Here is a 16,558-nt window from a genome sequence, read left to right on the forward strand (position 1 = left end):
CATTATAATGGCAGATAAAATTGAAAAAATGATCGCAGAGACCTTCCTTGAGATGGCGCAGGGACTGGAAACAGGAAGCTTTGGTAAAAGACCGAAGATCGCGCTTACAGGAATGGGATCTGAGCATGGCGAAGAGAATGCGATGGAAGCAGCGCTCATGGCTGCAAAAGAAGGGATTGATGTCTATTACATCGGATCTCTGGAAGCAGAAGGCGTTACAACCGTCAAAGTGGCAGATGATGAGGAAGGCCACAAAAAGATGGAAGAAATGCTGGCAAACAAGGAAGTAGACGGAGCAGTCACTATGCACTTCCCATTCCCGATCGGAGTATCCACAGTCGGACGTGCGATCACACCATCCAAGGGAAAAGAAATGTTCGTGGCAAATACAACCGGAACATCCAGTGCAGACCGTATCGAAGGAATGATCAAGAATACGATTTACGGAATCATTGCAGCAAAAGCATGTGGAAAAGTAAATCCTACAGTTGGAATCCTGAATGTAGACGGTGCACGCCAGACAGAAAAAGCATTAAAAGAATTAAAAGAAAACGGATATGACATTACATTTGCAGAGTCAGCAAGAGCAGACGGTGGATGTGTCATGAGAGGAAATGACGTACTGCAGGGAACTCCGGATATCATGGTAACAGATTCCCTTACCGGAAATATCCTGATTAAGATGCTGTCTTCATACACAACGGGAGGAAGCTATGAGGCAACAGGTTACGGATATGGACCTGGAATCGGAGAAGGATATGACCAGTTAGTCATGATCGTATCCAGAGCAAGTGGGGCACCGCTTATCGCAGGAGCTATCCGCTATGCAGCACAGCTTGTAAGAAGCAAAGTATTTGAAATTGCAAAAGCAGAGTTTGCAGCAGCAAACAAAGCTGGATTAAAAGAGATTCTTGAGGCAAGAAAAGCAGCGAACAAACCGGCAGCGGCTGAAGAAGATGTAAAAGAACCTCCGAAGGAGATCGTTACAAGCCAGATTGCAGGAATCGAAGTTATGGATCTTGAGGATGCAGTTAAAGTCCTGTGGAAACTCAATATTTATGCAGAGAGCGGAATGGGATGTACCGGACCGATCATCCGTGTATCGGATGCAAATCTTGCAAAAGCTGAAGAAGAATTAAAGAAAGCCGGATATATTAATTAGTCTGATGATAAAAAAGTCATAGTCTGACCGGGTGGCGTTTTGACAATGTGTCAAGACGCCACTTTCTTTTATTTGTGAGTCAATTTATAATGAACTTATAAGAGAAAGAACCGGAAAGGCTGGTGGCATTATGGAACTCGTATTAAAGAAATTAAATCAGGGATTGGAAGTGGAAGGAATATGTGCATTCCGCAGTAAGATGACAACAAGAAATACTGTGACCGGAATATTTGTTCTGGTAAGTCTGGCACTCTTATATCTGGGCGTGACAACCTGGAAGGGAAAAGGAGAAGGATTGCCGGATGGGGCCGCCATGCACCAGGCGGTGATAGAAGAAACACATACAGGACCGGCAGGAGCGAACCTATTTGCAGGAACAGCAGGAGCGAACCTATTTGCAGGAACAGCAGGAGCGAAAGTTAATTTTAAAGATATGTCTGAACATAGAAAAGCAGCTATGGGAATGACAGTGTCTGGAAAGACAGATGTAAAATCAGCACTTAAAACAAAAGCATCAGTTGCAAAATCGACCGCTGCAAAAGCACCAGTTGCGAGATCATCAGTTGCGAGATCAGCAACCAGAGTTTCAAAGCCTGCTATGAAAAAGTCTGTGAAGAGATCGTATGCAGCAACAGTTAGCGAATCTGAAAATGAGACAAAGGCGGCAACTGTCAAAGAATCTGTGAAGACGGCTCTTTCGGATTCTTCGGTGGCAGAAGATACAAAGAAAAAGCTGGAGACGGAAGTTCCATGGAGTGTGACACTTGATGCTAACGGTGGTATTCCGGCAATTCGTGAGTATTCTTTTGCAGAAAAGACATTTTCAGAAAAGGATTTTGAAGTACCGACAAGACCTGGAAAAGTATTTACCGGATGGTATGAAGATGTAGGATGTACAAAGCCATTTTCAGGAGTAATAGATGTGAAAAATATCCGTTTGTATGCCGGCTGGAAAGAATTTGATGGATTTGTATGTGATGCAAATGGTTACGTAACAGCATGTACCAATGCAGATACGATGCTGAGAGACGGATTTCTTGTGCTTCCAACATCTGCTTCATGCACAGGGATTGCGGCAAGTGCATTTGATGGAGTGGAAGATCGGATCATGGAAGTATATATTCCGGCGAACATTCATTATATCGCAGACGGAATTTTTGACAGACTTCCAAATCTTCTTTATATAGAAGCAGCGTCCGGAAATCCTTATTATTACAGTGAAGAAGGTGTATTGTACAGAACAACTGGAGAAATTGTTGCAACACCGCGAGGTTGATATTTGGAAAATGTGGTGATATAATGTGTTGGATTAGGTACATAGGAGCTACGCATGAGAATTCAACAAGTAAAAGACAACAAAATCCAATATCTTGATTTATTACAGTTTGCGGATCCGAACGAAGAAGCTTTGGAAAAAAAACTGGATACAATGGATCTGTTTCTGTTAAAGGAAGACGGAGTGATCAAAACGATCTGTGCTGTCAGATTCCGGAAAAACCGGAAGTGCGAGATTTTGAGCATTGTAACCATGGAAGAAGCGCGTGGATGTGGCTACGGTAAATATATGGTTCATTATATTTGTGAGCATTACAGTGACCGGTGTGACGAATTGTATGTGGGAATCGGAAATTGCAGAAAACTGCTTGGCTTTTTTGAAAAATGTGGATTTTCTAATTCTCATATTTTAGCAGGATATTTTCTGAAAAAATACAAAGAACCTGTTTATGATGATGGTATTCCGCTTACAGATATGGTATATTTTAAGAAGCGGCTAGAAGCAGAGATTGATATAAAAAAAGTCGTGGATGTGGCACTGGAAGCAGGAAGGATCCTTTTGAAGAATGGTGGCGAGATCTTCCGTGTAGAAGAGACGATGACGCGGATATGCAACCGTTTTCATATTGATCAGGTAGATATATTTACTCTGAGTCATGCCATCTTTGTTACGGCGAAGAGCGGAGAAGAGGAAGTGTACACAAAGGTGAAGAATGTACCTTTATCGGGAACACATCTGGGGATTGTTGCGGAAGTAAATTCGCTTTCCAGAGCGATATCAGCCGGGAGGATGTCACTGGAAGAGGCGCAGAAACGATTAAAAGAGATCGACAAAATTGAGCCGATACATCCGGGTGTACAGATCATAGGTGCCGGATTTGCAAGTGGATGTCTTGGATATCTTCTTGGAGCGACGGCGAGAGAAAGCGTTGTTGCGTTCTTTATTGGCTGTATCCTCTATTGCTGGGTACTGCTGGCGAGAAGATATCATATGTCTAAGATTATCAGTAATATTGCAGGTGGCGTGATCATTACCGGGCTGGCGCTTGCAGCGAGAGAGGTGCCATGGCTTGCACCGGTGCAGTTAAATGGTATGATCATTGGTGCGCTTATGCCTTTGGTTCCGGGAATGGCATTTGTCAATTCAATCCGCGAGATTGCAGACAGTGATTTTCTGTCGGGAACAGTCAGAATGATTGATACATTATTAGTATTTGTGTATATTGCGATCGGCGTCGGACTGACTCTTAGCATTTATCACACGTTAGGAGGAATTGTCGGATGATAGTAGAACTGATTGCCAATGGAGTCTGTGCATTTGCAGGAGCGGTTGCGTTTGCAGTATTATTTAGTGTACCGAGACATTTTTACATCGGATGTGGAATTACAGGTGCAGCAGGCTGGTGTGTGTATTTGATACTGGAAGAATATGCAGGACTTTCGGCTGCAATTGCTTCTTTTTGTGGTACACTGGTAGTGGTATTATTATCACGTATGCTGACCGTGCGGATGAAATGCCCAATCACAATATTCCTTGTATCCGGAGTGATTCCGATGGTGCCGGGTGCCGGGATTTATTATACAACTTATTATCTGGTTATGAATCAGTTGGGAATGGCAGCATCAAAAGGCCTGGAAGCAGTCAAGGTTTCGTTTGGAATAGTCCTTGGAATTGCCATTGTATTATCCATTCCGAGAGATGTGTTCCAGAAAGGCTACTGGAAGCAGCTGAAATATCACAGAAAAAAGAAAAATATTTTAAATTAATATATAGTTAGGAGATAAGAATCATGAGTAAAGTAAGAACAAGATTTGCCCCAAGTCCGACAGGAAGAATGCATGTCGGGAATTTAAGAACAGCATTGTATGCATATCTGATTGCAAAACATGAGGATGGAGATTTTATTCTTCGTATTGAAGATACAGACCAGGAGCGTTTCGTTGACGGAGCGCTGGAGATCATCTACCATACACTGGAAGAGACAGGACTCGTTCATGATGAAGGCCCGGACAAAGATGGTGGAGTTGGACCATATGTACAGAGCGAGAGAAACAAATCCGGACTGTATCTGAAATATGCCAAACAGCTGATTGAGCAGGGAGATGCTTATTATTGTTTCTGCGATAAGGAACGTCTGGAATCACTGAAAAGCAAAGTAGACGGAGAGGGAAGTGCAGAGATTGTTGTCTATGATAAACACTGCCTGGGACTGAGCAAAGAAGAAGTACAGGCAAATCTGGATGCAGGTAAGCCTTACGTTATCCGTTTTAATATGCCGACAGAAGGAACAACAACTTTCAAAGATGACATTTATGGAGATATTACGGTTCCGAATAATGAGCTGGAGGATCTGATCCTTATCAAATCTGACGGATATCCGACTTACAATTTTGCGAATGTTATTGATGACCATCTGATGGGAATTACACACGTTGTACGTGGAAATGAATATTTATCTTCTGCACCGAAGTACAACAAGATCTATGAAGCATTTGGATGGGAGATTCCGACTTATGTGCACTGTCCGCTGATCACAGACGAGACACATAAGAAACTGAGTAAGAGATGCGGACATTCTTCTTATGAAGATCTGATCGATCAGGGATTTGTGAAAGAAGCAGTTGTAAATTATGTTGCACTTCTTGGATGGTGCCCATCTGATAATCGGGAGATTTTCTCACTGGAAGAACTTGTGAAAGCATTTGACTACCGTCATATGAGCAAGTCTCCGGCTGTATTTGATATTGTGAAATTAAAATGGATGAACGGAGAATATCTGAAAGCCATGGACGAAGACAAATTCTTTGAAATGGCAAAACCGTATATTCAGGAAGTTATTACAAAAGATTATGATTTGAAGAAAATTGCCGGATTAGTTAAGACAAGAATTGAGATTTTCCCGGATATCAAGGATCAGATTGATTTCTTTGAAGAACTTCCGGAATATGACACAGCAATGTACTGTCATAAGAAGATGAAAACAAACGAAGAAAATTCTCTGGAAGTATTAAAAGAAGTACTTCCGCTCCTGGAAGAGCAGTATGATTTCAGCAATGATGCTTTATTTGCTCTTCTGAAGAAATATGTTGATGAAAAAGGTGTCAAGACTGGTTTCGTTATGTGGCCGATCCGTACTGCGGTATCCGGAAAACAGAGCACACCTGGCGGTGCTACAGAGATTATGGAGATTCTTGGCAAAGAAGAATCTGTAGCCAGAATTAAAAAAGGTATTGAATTATTAAGCAAATAGAGGTATATATGCAATTAAATCATGCTCAGAAAGAGGCGGTCGCCCATAAGGAAGGACCTTGTATGGTTCTTGCCGGTCCCGGTTCAGGGAAAACTCTTACCATTGCAAAAAGAATTGAATATCTGATTATGAATTATAAGGTAAGACCAGAAGAAATTCTGGTCCTTACCTTTACAAAGTATGCGGCAAAGTCAATGAAACAGCGGTTTGCCAAAGTTATGAAACAGCAGGCGTCTGCGGTGACATTTGGAACATTTCACGGTGTTTATTACGGGATTTTAAAGTGGGCTTACAAACTTACTTCCGCGAATCTTCTGACGGAAGAAGAACGAAAAAATCTGCTTACAGGGATCGTTTCGAAGACGGACTGGGGTGAGGATGAAGAGTTGCTACGGGAAGAAGATTTTCTTAAGAATCTGTCGGAGGAGATTGGAAATGTGAAGAATCACCGCTACAATATAGAAACATATGAAGCAAAGCAATATGGCGAAAATCGTTTTCGGGATATTTATACTGCTTATGAGAAGGAAAAGAAGCGTCTTCATAAGCTGGATTTTGAAGATATGCTGCTGGAGTGCAGCCTCCTGTTTGAGAGCAGACCGGATATACTGGCAAAATGGCAAAAACGTTTCCCGTATATTCTGGTGGATGAATTTCAGGATATTAACCGGGTACAGTATGATGTCCTGCGGATGCTGGCGGGCGAAAACGCCAATCTGTTTGTAGTGGGGGATGATGACCAGTCTATTTACGGATTCCGCGGAGCGAGTCCGGGAATTATGCAGCAGTTTATGAAAGATTATCCGCAGGCAAAGCAAATCCTGCTGGATGTGAATTACCGTTCAACAGCACATATTGTGAATGGAGCGCTGCGTGTGATCACAAATAATAAAAATCGCTTTTTGAAGAAAATCAAGGCAGAACAGAAAGCAGATCTGACAGTTCATGTACAGGAAGTGAGAGATCCGTTTGAAGAAAGCAGGTATATTCTGGACCGGATAAGGGAAACTTTAAAAAGTGGGATACAGTATGAAGAAATTGCAGTTTTATACCGCACTGCTGCTGAGGCAAGAGTGATGGCGGAAACATTGATGGAACATCAGATACCGTTTCAGATGAAAGAACATTTATATAATATATATGAACATTTTATCGGACAGGATATCAAAAGCTATCTGCACCTGGCAGAAGGAATTGTCACAAGGAAAGACCTTTTAAGGATTGCAAACCGCCCGAACCGCTACATCAGCCGAGACAGCATGCGCAGTGACAGGGCAGATTATGAAAGTCTGAGGAAATATTACCAGAATAAAAAATGGATGCAGGATCGCATTGATCAACTGGAATGGGATATGAAGATGATTGCAGGAAAAAGTCCGTATGCAGTGATCCAGTATATACGAAAAAGAGTCGGTTATGATGCATTTCTGAAAGAATATGCCGCTTACCGCAGACTGTGTACAGAAGAACTGTTTGAGGTGCTCGATGAGATTCAGGAGAGAGCAAAAGCGTATGCGACAATTCCAGAGTGGTTTGCGCACATTGAGCAATATGAAGAAAATTTATGGGAAAACAGCAGAAAAACGCAAAAAGAAGGCATTTGTATGCTGACAATGCACGGGGCGAAAGGATTGGAATATGATACCGTATTTATCCTTGGCGCAAATGAGGGCAGCATGCCATACAGGCGGGCTGTCATGCAGGATGAGACGGAAGAGGAGAGGCGCTTGTTCTATGTGGCGATGACACGGGCAAAACGCCAGCTTGTCATCAGTTATGTAAAAGAAAAAAACGGAAAAGACTGCAGTCCTTCCCGTTTTGTAAAAGAGCTCTTCTTATAATTCTTCAAATTCCTGCTCATCCATCCACTCGTCAAATGCATCGGCAGCGATGTCGTATTCGTCATCGTCTTCGATATTGCCAAGTGTCGGCTCGCCGTCTACTTCTTCGTAGCGGTAGAGATAAACATCACCGTCTTCACTCTCACCTTCTTCATTCAGAGGAAGCAGCGCAATATACTCTCTTCCGTTTGCTGAATATGTAGTTAAAACTGCGCAGTCAATCTCTTCATCATCTTCCATTGTAAGAGTTACTGTGATCTGCTCTTCATCTGTGTTCATATTCTGTTCACTCATAATATAATTCTCCTTTTTCTAAGATAACTTAACTCTATCAAAGGAACAGGCAAAAAGCAAGGATGTAGTAGCCAAATTAAGAAAAATGTTGTAAAATAAATCTGCGTGTACATAAGGAGGAAAACAGCATGTTAAGAAAAAAAATATCACTGCTTCTGGCAGTCCTGTTAGTCTGCATGTTAGGAATGACTGCATGCAAAAAAGATGTAGGAACACCGGAAGATAATGCAACAGCCGAAGAAGATACAGACGAAAATGCAGATCAGGAAAAGTACTTAATCGGCTTTTCCGTGATCGATATGGAGAACCCGTATTTTATTACATTGGAAAGTGCGACGAGAGAAGTTGTGGAAGCAGATGATTCTACTCTGATCACAAAAGATCCAGGCGGGAATGCGGACAAACAGGCAAAGCAGATTGATGAGATGATCAAGGATGGTATCAATGCCATTATTTTAAGCCCGGTAGACTGGGAGAAGATCACACCATCTCTTAAGAAACTTAAGGATGCCGGTGTGAAGATCATTAATGTAGATACGCAGGTAAAAGAGATGTCCTATGTGGATGCCTATGTAGGCTCTGATAATAAGAATGCAGGATATATCTGCGGAGAGGATCTGATCAAAAAGAGTCCGGACGGAGGAACCGTTGCAATTCTGGAATGCCCGACACAGAATTCCATGAATGAACGTATCACTGGATTTGAAGAGGCGATCTCCAAAGCAGAAAAAGGGTTTGAAGTAGTAGACAGAGCAGATACAAAAGGAAAATTTAACAAAGCATTGAAGGCAGCAGAGAAGATGTTGAAGAAATACCCGAATCTGACTGCGATCATGTGTGGCAATGACCAGCTTGCGGTTGCGGCAAAGACAGCAGTGAATGTTGTCGGTAATGATAAAGTACTGATTTACGGTGTGGATGGTTCACCGGATATTAAGAAAGAATTAAAGAAAAGAGAGAACCAGATTGTAGGAACAGCAGCACAGTCACCGATTAACATAGGAAAGAAAGCTGCAGAGACAGCAGACAATATTCTGGATGGAAACGATTATGAGAAGGAAGTCTATGAAGAAGTCTTTATGATCAATAAAGATAATGTAGATATGTACGGCACAGATGGTTGGCAATAGAGTACAGAAAGGGAAAAAGGACACAAAGAATGAAGAATACGCAAGGGCAGCAGTTACCGATGGGGGTTACGGTACAGGAAGATGGAGTCAGTTTTTCCGTTGCAGCGAAGAAGGGGAAGGCATGTTGCCTTCTCCTGTATCATGCAGGGGAAAAAGAACCATGTGCCAGATATCCGATGCGGCAAAGTGAAGGTGCGGTATATACAGTAAAGGTGACAGATATCCAGTCAGATGCATATTCCTATGAGTATCTGATGGATGAAGAAGTTGTGACTGATCCGTACACAAAAGCATTTACAAAAGAGAATAAGAGTCAGGTCCTGATCCCAGAATATGACTGGGAGGATGACAGATATCCGGCTTATGCATATAAGGATGTTATTGCGTACAGCCTTCACGTGCGTGGATTTACACAGGATAGTTATTCAAAGGTTGCACACAGAGGAACCTTTGAAGGTGTCATAGAAAAGCTTCCTTATCTGAAAGACCTGGGGATCAACCAGATTCAGTGTATGCCGGTTTATTCATTTCTGGAAGGAAAAAGAAAGCCAAATTACTGGGGATATGGACCGGGGTATTTCTTTGCACCGAAGAACAGCTATTCTGCTATATCTGACGGTGTGCGTTCGTTGAAAAACATGGTGAAAGCATGTCATGCGGCGGAGATTGAAGTCGTGCTGGAAATGCCCTTTTGTCCGGAGACGCCGATCTATCAGGTGCTGGACTGCCTGCGCTATTACAGGCAGGAATATCATATAGACGGATATATCCTGAATCCGGCAGCAGTATCAACCAGAGCAGCGTATGAAGATCCGTATTTACAGGACTGCAAGCTGATGGTACATCATACGGAATTTCAGAATGTGATGCGCCGGTTCTTAAAAGGAGACGAGGGTATGGTGGAAGCAGTGACTTACTGGCTACGTCATCTGTCGGAGAAAGAAGGAAGCTTCAATTATATTGCGTCACATAATGGCTTCACGCTTATGGATCTTGTATCCTATGAAGGAAAACACAATGAAGCGAACGGAGAAAGTAACCAGGATGGACCGGATTATAATTACAGCTGGAACTGCGGAGCAGAAGGCCCATCAAGGAAGAAAGCGGTTGTAAGCTTAAGGAGAGGACAGCTGTATAATGCGCTGTTTCTTGTATTTCTGGCACAGGGGACACCGTGTCTGCTGGCGGGGGATGAGTTTGGCAATTCACAGAAAGGAAATAACAATGTCTATTGTCAGGACAATTCAACAGGCTGGGTGAACTGGAAAAAACTGACGACGCATCAGGAACTGCATGATTTCGTGCGGGATCTGATCGCATTCCGCAAACGTTATAAAGTATTTCATCCGGCGCAGGAGATGAGCGGAACAGATACGACTAGATGCGGAGTTCCGGATGTATCCTACCACGGAGAATATGCATGGAGAATAGAGAAGGAAGTCGCAAGTAGACAGCTGGGTGTATATTACAGTGGAACATCGCTTGAAGCAGAGGACTGCTATGTCGCTTATAATATGCACTGGATCCGTCATACATTTGCTCTGCCATCTCTTCCGAAAAATAAAAAATGGTATCTTGCCGCTTCCACAAAAGACGGTATAAAAGCTGAAATGATCTGTTTGGGTGGACAGAAATCTATCGAAATTGAAGAAAGAACAATAGTTGTCCTGGTTGCAAAATAAGAAAACAGGGATACTCTCTTGAAAGTTATTGAAAAAAAGTGCATAATAAATATAAAGTATGTGAAAGAAATGACAAAGAATAAATGAAGAGGAATGGAGATATAAGTATGAAGGCGTTAAAACATCTGCAAACGATCAATCACCACAAACTATTGGTTATGAAACATTGTTTTAAAGTTGGATTATACAAGCAAGGGCTGCTTCACGATCTGTCCAAATATTCTCCGACAGAATTTCTGGTCGGCTGTAAGTATTATCAGGGAACAAGAAGCCCGAATAATGCAGAACGTGAAGCAACCGGATATTCTACAGCGTGGCTGCATCACAAAGGTCGTAATAAGCATCATTATGAATACTGGATTGATTACAGTATAGTTCCGGGAGAGGGGATTGTAGGGCAGAAGATGCCGGTAAAGTATGTGTATGAGATGTTTATGGACCGGATCGCAGCATCCAAAACTTATCTGGGTGATAAGTATACAGACAAAGAGCCGCTTCAGTATTATGAGAAAGGTGCGGCGAAGCTTGGCAAGATGATCCATCCGGAGACAGCGACACTTATACATAAGCTTTTGAAGATGTTGGCAGAAAAAGGTGAGCGTGCAACATTCAAGTATGTAAGAGAGCAGGTCAGAGAATTGAAACGCCAGCATATGATATAGGAAAATGTCACGATTGAAAAAAGATTTAAAAAAATTAAAAAAGTTTAAAAAATATGTTGACATTTGGGTTGGGCTATAGTATTATAATCTACGGACAGAGCGAGAGAGATAAATAAAAATAAGCTCAACGTCCTATGCGGAAGTGTCGGAACTGGCAGACGAGCAAGACTAAGGATCTTGTAAGCATTGCGCTTGTGTGGGTTCAAGTCCCATCTTCCGCATTTTTTATTTGTGGTGGGAATCCTTGATTTTTTCAAGGGTTCCCGCTCTTTTTTTTGAATAGGATTGTTTTAATGGTTCCTGTGATTCCCGTGATTCCCGTGATTCCCGCCTTAATTTAGAGTTGCTGTTCATTGACGGACAAAATCTAATTTTTTATAATAAAAGTAATATAGCATTGAAATATGTTGTTGTAAATATGCGGGAAGAGTCAAGGAGGGTACTGTTATGACGATCAGAGAGCAGCTCGAAGAGCGTGAATTAGAATATTTAAGTTCTTATGCAGCGAAAAGTATTGCATCACGGGGAAGAAAAAGACCGGAACCACAGTGTGATCTCAGACCGGTATTTCAAAGAGACAGAGACCGAATCTTACATTGTAAAGCATTCCGCAGGTTAAAACAGAAGACGCAGGTCTTTCTTTATCCGAAGGGGGATCATTACCGGACAAGACTTACACATACATTGGAAGTATCGCAGAATGCAAGAACAATCGCGAAAGCGTTGAGACTGAACGAAGATCTGGTGGAGGCAATCGCATTGGGACATGATCTGGGGCATACACCGTTCGGACACGCAGGGGAACGTGCGCTTGCCAGTGTCAGTCCATCTGGATTCAGTCATAATATACAGAGTGTGCGTGTAGTAGAATATCTGGAAAAACAGGGACAGGGACTGAATCTGACCTGGGAAGTAGTTGATGGGATTGAAAATCATAAGACTAGTGGAAATCCGCATACGCTGGAAGGACAGATCGTGAGATTGTCGGATAAAATTGCGTACGTCAATCACGATATTGATGATGCGATCCGTGGAGGAATCCTGAGGATAGAAGATATTCCGAAGTGTTATACGGATATTCTCGGAATGACGACAAGAGAAAGGCTGAATACGATGGTGCATGATGTGATCATATCCAGTATGGATCGTGATAAGATCGTGATGTCATCGGAGATCCAGGATGCGATGAGCGGACTCAGAGAATTTTTGTTTGAACGTGTTTATACAAATCAGGATGCAAAAGGTGAGGAAGGAAAAGCCATTCATATGATCACCAGTCTGTATCAGTATTATATGGAACATCTGGAGGCAATGCCGGAAGAATTTCTGACCATTCTGGAAGAACGAGGTGAGCCGGAAGAAATGATCGTGTGTGATTATATTGCCGGAATGACGGATAACTATGCCGTAAAGAAGTTTCAGGAATATTTTATCCCAGAATCTTGGAAATATTAAAAGGAAATCAAAGTTCTTTGTTGAATATTTAGCATGAGGGTATTTTTAAGACAAAGAAAAAGGGCGGAGTATATGTATTATTCTGATGAGATTATAGAGGAAGTCAGATCCCGCAATGACATTGTGGATGTGATTTCCAGCTATGTGAAATTACAAAAAAAGGGCAGCTCTTATTTCGGTCTGTGTCCTTTTCACAATGAGAAGTCTCCATCATTTTCAGTAAGCCGCGGGAAGCAGATGTATTATTGCTTTGGCTGTGGTGCAGGTGGGAATGTATTTACATTTTTGATGGAGTATGAAAATTATACTTTTCAGGAAGCACTGAAATATCTGGCTGACAAGGCCGGGGTAGAACTTCCGGAAATGGAATATTCTGCACAAGCGAAGGAGAGAGCTGATCTGAAGGCAATTCTGCTTGAGATCAATAAAATCGCAGCACAGTATTTTTATGTACAGCTTAAGAGTTCAAAAGGAGAAGCCGGACTTTCTTATTTAAAAAGGCGGGAACTGTCGGATGATACGATTAAGGCTTTTGGGCTGGGATATTCCAATAAGTATAGCGACGATTTGTACCGTTACCTGAAAGAAAGAGGATATAAGGACGAGATGATTGCGAAGGCTGGTTTGATCAGTATTGATGAGCGGCATGGTGCGCATGACAAGTTCTGGAATCGTGTGATGTTCCCAATCATGGATGTGAACAGCCGTGTGATTGGATTTGGCGGTCGCGTGATGGGAGATGCGAAACCAAAATATCTGAACTCTCCGGAGACACTGATTTTTGACAAGAGCAGGAACTTGTACGGATTGAACCGTGCAAGAAGCACAAGAAAGCCATATTTTCTTCTGTGCGAAGGGTATATGGATGTGATTTCGTTGCATCAGGCAGGATTTACCAATGCGGTTGCATCTTTAGGAACTGCATTGACACCGGGACATGCTTCACTGATCAAGCGTTACGTGAAGGAAGTATATCTGACTTACGACAGTGATGAGGCAGGGACGAAAGCAGCACTGCGTGCAATCCCGATTCTTAAGGATGTAGGGATTACGGCAAAGATTATCCGTATGGAACCTTACAAAGATCCGGATGAATTTATCAAGAATCTCGGAGCGGAAGCTTTTGAAGAACGGATTGGCAGAGCAAGGAATGGATTCATGTTCAGCCTGGAAGTTCTGGAGCGGGATTATGATATGCATTCACCGGAAGGAAAGACTGATTTTATGCGGGAAGTTGCAAGACGGCTTGGAGAGTTTGAAGAAGAGATTGAGCGCAATAATTACATAGAAGCTGTTGCGCAGGCATATCACGTGGGATATGAAGAGCTTCGCAAATTAGTTGTGAAGACTGCCGTACAGCAGGGACTGGCAAAGCCGGTTTCCAGACCGAAACAGACACGAAAAGAGAAGAAAGAAGATGGGAATATTACGTCCCAGAAGGTGCTTCTGACGTGGCTGATCGAAGATGAGAATATATTTTCACAGATCTGTAAATACATTTCACCGGAAGATTTTACCGGCGATATATATCGGACAGTTGCTTCTATATTGTATGAACAATATGAGAAACAGCAGGTGAATCCGGCACAGATCATGAATCATTTTACGGATGAGGAAGAACATCGCGAAGTTGCGAGTCTGTTCCACACGAAAATCAAGGAACTGACAACTCTTGGGGAGCAGGAGAAAGCATTGAAAGAAACAATCATCCGTGTGAAGAACCACAGCATTGAAGAGGCAGCAAGGAATCTTGCGCCGACAGATATTGCAGGACTGCAGCGTCTGATGGAAGCAAAACGTCAGCTGCAGGACCTCGAGAAACTGCATATTTCCATTAATTAGGGATAAAATATAAACAAGCAATGAGAGGATGGCATTACATGGACGAACACATGGCAAAATTTGAAGAGAGATTAAAAGAACTGGTGAAGCTTGGAAAGAAGAAAAAAGGGATTCTTGAGATTCAGGAAATCAATGACTTCTTCCATGATATCGATCTGGATTCTGAACAGATGGAGAAAGTATTTGAATATCTGGAAGGACAGAATATCGATGTGCTTCGTATCAGCTCCGATGATGACGATATTGATGATTCGGATATTGTAATCTCAGACGAGGATGAAGTAGATGTTGAGAAGATTGACCTGTCTGTTCCAGATGGAGTCAGCATTGAAGATCCGGTCAGAATGTATCTGAAAGAGATCGGTAAAGTTCCGCTTCTGACAGCGGAAGAAGAAGTAGATCTTGCAAAACGTATGGCAGAAGGCGATGAGAGCGCCAAGAAGAGACTGGCAGAAGCGAACCTTAGACTTGTTGTCAGCATTGCAAAGAGATATGTTGGACGAGGCATGTTGTTTCTTGACCTTATTCAGGAAGGTAACTTAGGGCTGATCAAAGCAGTAGAGAAATTCGATTATCATAAAGGATTTAAGTTTAGTACGTATGCAACATGGTGGATCCGTCAGGCGATTACAAGAGCAATTGCCGATCAGGCAAGAACGATCCGTATTCCAGTGCATATGGTAGAGACGATCAACAAATTGATCCGTGTTTCCAGACAGTTATTGCAGGATTTAGGACGTGAACCTACGCCGGAAGAGATCGCTGCGGAGCTGGACATGCCGGTAGACAGAGTGCGTGAGATCCTTAAGATTTCCCAGGAACCGGTGTCGCTGGAAACTCCGATCGGTGAAGAGGAGGACAGTCATCTTGGTGACTTTATTCAGGATGATAATGTACCGGTGCCGGCAGAGGCAGCAGCACAGACTCTTCTGAAAGAACAGCTGGATGAAGTACTGGACACGCTGACAGAGAGAGAACAGAAAGTATTGCGACTGCGTTTTGGTATGAATGACGGACGTGCACGTACACTGGAAGAAGTTGGTAAGGAATTTGACGTTACGCGTGAGCGTATCAGACAGATTGAAGCAAAAGCACTTCGTAAGCTTCGTCATCCGAGCCGCAGCAGAAAATTAAGAGATTATTTAGACTAAGAAAGAGGCGCCTATGGAACTATCAAAAAGACTGTACGCAGTTGCAGCTCTTGTGACAGAGGGCGCCTCTGTTGCAGATGTTGGAACTGACCATGGCTATATCCCGATTTATCTGATACAGGAGAAGATCGCATCACGGGTAATCGCTATGGATATTAATAAAGGACCGCTTGAGCGGGCGAGAATACATATTGAAGAACAGGGACTGTCGGATCGGATTGAGACAAGATTGTCGGATGGTACACAGGCACTTGTTCCGGGAGAAGCAGATACGCTTATCACCGCTGGAATGGGTGGTGGACTTGTGATCCATATTCTGGAAGATGGTAAAGATGTGATCAATCAGATGAAAACCTGTATTTTACAGCCACAGTCAGAGATTGACAAAGTACGACGGTATCTTACGCAGGAACAGTTTTTGATTGTCGATGAGGATATGGTGGAAGAAGATGGCAAATACTACCCGATTCTCAAAGTGGAGCATGGAGAGTCGGAAACTTATGAAGAGTATGAATACTATTATGGAAAGAAATTACTTGAAAAGAAGCATCCGGTGCTAAAGGATTTCCTGTTGCGGGAATGTGCGATCCAGGAGAAGATTTTGCAGCAGTTAAATAAACAGGCAGACAGTACAAGTATTCAGGTGAGGAAAGCAGAGCTTGCAGAAGAGATGCTAAGAACAAAAGAAGCACTGGAACGAATCACGGATGTGCATAATGCAGAATAATCTGCAAGTATTATAGCCGGAGATATCTGATTAACAGCATATTATAATAGAAAATAAATGAGAAACCCGGAAACGGGAATACAGGA

General features: G+C 42.6%; 14 protein-coding genes and 1 tRNA gene. 14 read left to right on the plus strand and 1 reads right to left on the minus strand.

Annotated elements, in window-relative coordinates; all coding sequences use genetic code 11:
* The first annotated feature begins 7 nt into the window (after positions 1-7).
* The 6 genes from grdD (at position 8) to DWY31_RS00155 (ending at position 7,529) form a co-directional block, all read left to right on the plus strand.
* A complete protein-coding gene (grdD, locus tag DWY31_RS00130; RefSeq protein WP_118519221.1) occupies positions 8-1,162 on the plus strand; it encodes a glycine/sarcosine/betaine reductase complex component C subunit alpha in 1,155 nt (384 codons plus the stop codon).
* A 130-nt stretch (positions 1,163-1,292) separates the two neighbouring features.
* Positions 1,293-2,438, plus strand: a complete 1,146-nt coding sequence (locus DWY31_RS00135) for an InlB B-repeat-containing protein (protein WP_118519222.1) — start codon at positions 1,293-1,295, stop codon at positions 2,436-2,438.
* Positions 2,439-2,492: 54 nt separating this feature from the next.
* Positions 2,493-3,722 (plus strand): GNAT family N-acetyltransferase, encoded by a 1,230-nt coding sequence (locus DWY31_RS00140; RefSeq protein WP_021860708.1) that lies wholly within the window; start codon positions 2,493-2,495, stop codon positions 3,720-3,722.
* On the plus strand, positions 3,719-4,204 hold the full coding sequence (locus tag DWY31_RS00145) for a threonine/serine exporter family protein (RefSeq protein ID WP_021860707.1): 486 nt from the start codon (positions 3,719-3,721) through the stop codon (positions 4,202-4,204). Before DWY31_RS00140 ends, DWY31_RS00145 begins: the two co-directional genes overlap by 4 nt.
* Positions 4,205-4,227: 23 nt before the next feature.
* The gene (gene gltX / locus DWY31_RS00150; protein ID WP_021860706.1) at positions 4,228-5,688 is read left to right on the plus strand and encodes a glutamate--tRNA ligase; all 1,461 of its coding nucleotides are present in this window, start codon (positions 4,228-4,230) and stop codon (positions 5,686-5,688) included.
* 8 nt (positions 5,689-5,696) lie between these two features.
* Complete coding sequence (locus tag DWY31_RS00155; RefSeq protein WP_118519223.1) at positions 5,697-7,529, plus strand: ATP-dependent helicase; 1,833 nt, start codon at positions 5,697-5,699, stop codon at positions 7,527-7,529.
* On the opposite strand, the gene DWY31_RS00160 is transcribed toward DWY31_RS00155, so the two are convergent.
* Positions 7,524-7,823 (minus strand): DUF1292 domain-containing protein, encoded by a 300-nt coding sequence (locus tag DWY31_RS00160; protein ID WP_021860704.1) that lies wholly within the window; start codon positions 7,821-7,823, stop codon positions 7,524-7,526. The two genes, DWY31_RS00155 and DWY31_RS00160, sit on opposite strands and share 6 nt — an antisense overlap.
* A gap of 128 nt (positions 7,824-7,951) precedes the next feature.
* Between DWY31_RS00160 and DWY31_RS00165 the strand changes: the two genes are divergently transcribed.
* The 8 genes from DWY31_RS00165 to DWY31_RS00200 all read left to right on the plus strand — a co-directional run bounded on the left by DWY31_RS00165 (position 7,952) and on the right by DWY31_RS00200 (position 16,472).
* On the plus strand, positions 7,952-8,953 hold the full coding sequence (locus tag DWY31_RS00165; RefSeq protein WP_021860703.1) for a sugar ABC transporter substrate-binding protein: 1,002 nt from the start codon (positions 7,952-7,954) through the stop codon (positions 8,951-8,953).
* Positions 8,954-8,982: 29 nt separating this feature from the next.
* Positions 8,983-10,635 carry an alpha-amylase family glycosyl hydrolase gene (locus DWY31_RS00170; RefSeq protein WP_118519224.1) on the plus strand — a complete coding sequence of 551 codons (1,653 nt, stop codon included), beginning with the start codon at positions 8,983-8,985 and terminating at the stop codon, positions 10,633-10,635.
* A gap of 107 nt (positions 10,636-10,742) precedes the next feature.
* Positions 10,743-11,297 (plus strand): DUF5662 family protein, encoded by a 555-nt coding sequence (locus tag DWY31_RS00175; RefSeq protein WP_118519225.1) that lies wholly within the window; start codon positions 10,743-10,745, stop codon positions 11,295-11,297.
* 136 nt (positions 11,298-11,433) lie between these two features.
* Positions 11,434-11,518: transfer RNA gene (locus DWY31_RS00180), tRNA-Leu, on the plus strand.
* 226 nt (positions 11,519-11,744) lie between these two features.
* Positions 11,745-12,752, plus strand: a complete 1,008-nt coding sequence (locus DWY31_RS00185) for a deoxyguanosinetriphosphate triphosphohydrolase (protein WP_118519226.1) — start codon at positions 11,745-11,747, stop codon at positions 12,750-12,752.
* Positions 12,753-12,824: 72 nt separating this feature from the next.
* The gene (gene dnaG / locus DWY31_RS00190) at positions 12,825-14,594 is read left to right on the plus strand and encodes a DNA primase (RefSeq protein WP_118519227.1); all 1,770 of its coding nucleotides are present in this window, start codon (positions 12,825-12,827) and stop codon (positions 14,592-14,594) included.
* A gap of 38 nt (positions 14,595-14,632) precedes the next feature.
* Positions 14,633-15,745: an RNA polymerase sigma factor RpoD gene (gene rpoD / locus DWY31_RS00195; RefSeq protein ID WP_021860698.1), complete on the plus strand. Its 1,113-nt coding sequence runs from the start codon at positions 14,633-14,635 to the stop codon at positions 15,743-15,745.
* A gap of 13 nt (positions 15,746-15,758) precedes the next feature.
* Complete coding sequence (locus DWY31_RS00200; RefSeq protein WP_118519228.1) at positions 15,759-16,472, plus strand: tRNA (adenine(22)-N(1))-methyltransferase; 714 nt, start codon at positions 15,759-15,761, stop codon at positions 16,470-16,472.
* Positions 16,473-16,558: the final 86 nt, after the last annotated feature.

Source organism: Dorea sp. AF24-7LB (assembly GCF_003478575.1).
Classification (GTDB): domain Bacteria; phylum Bacillota; class Clostridia; order Lachnospirales; family Lachnospiraceae; genus Dorea_D; species Dorea_D hominis.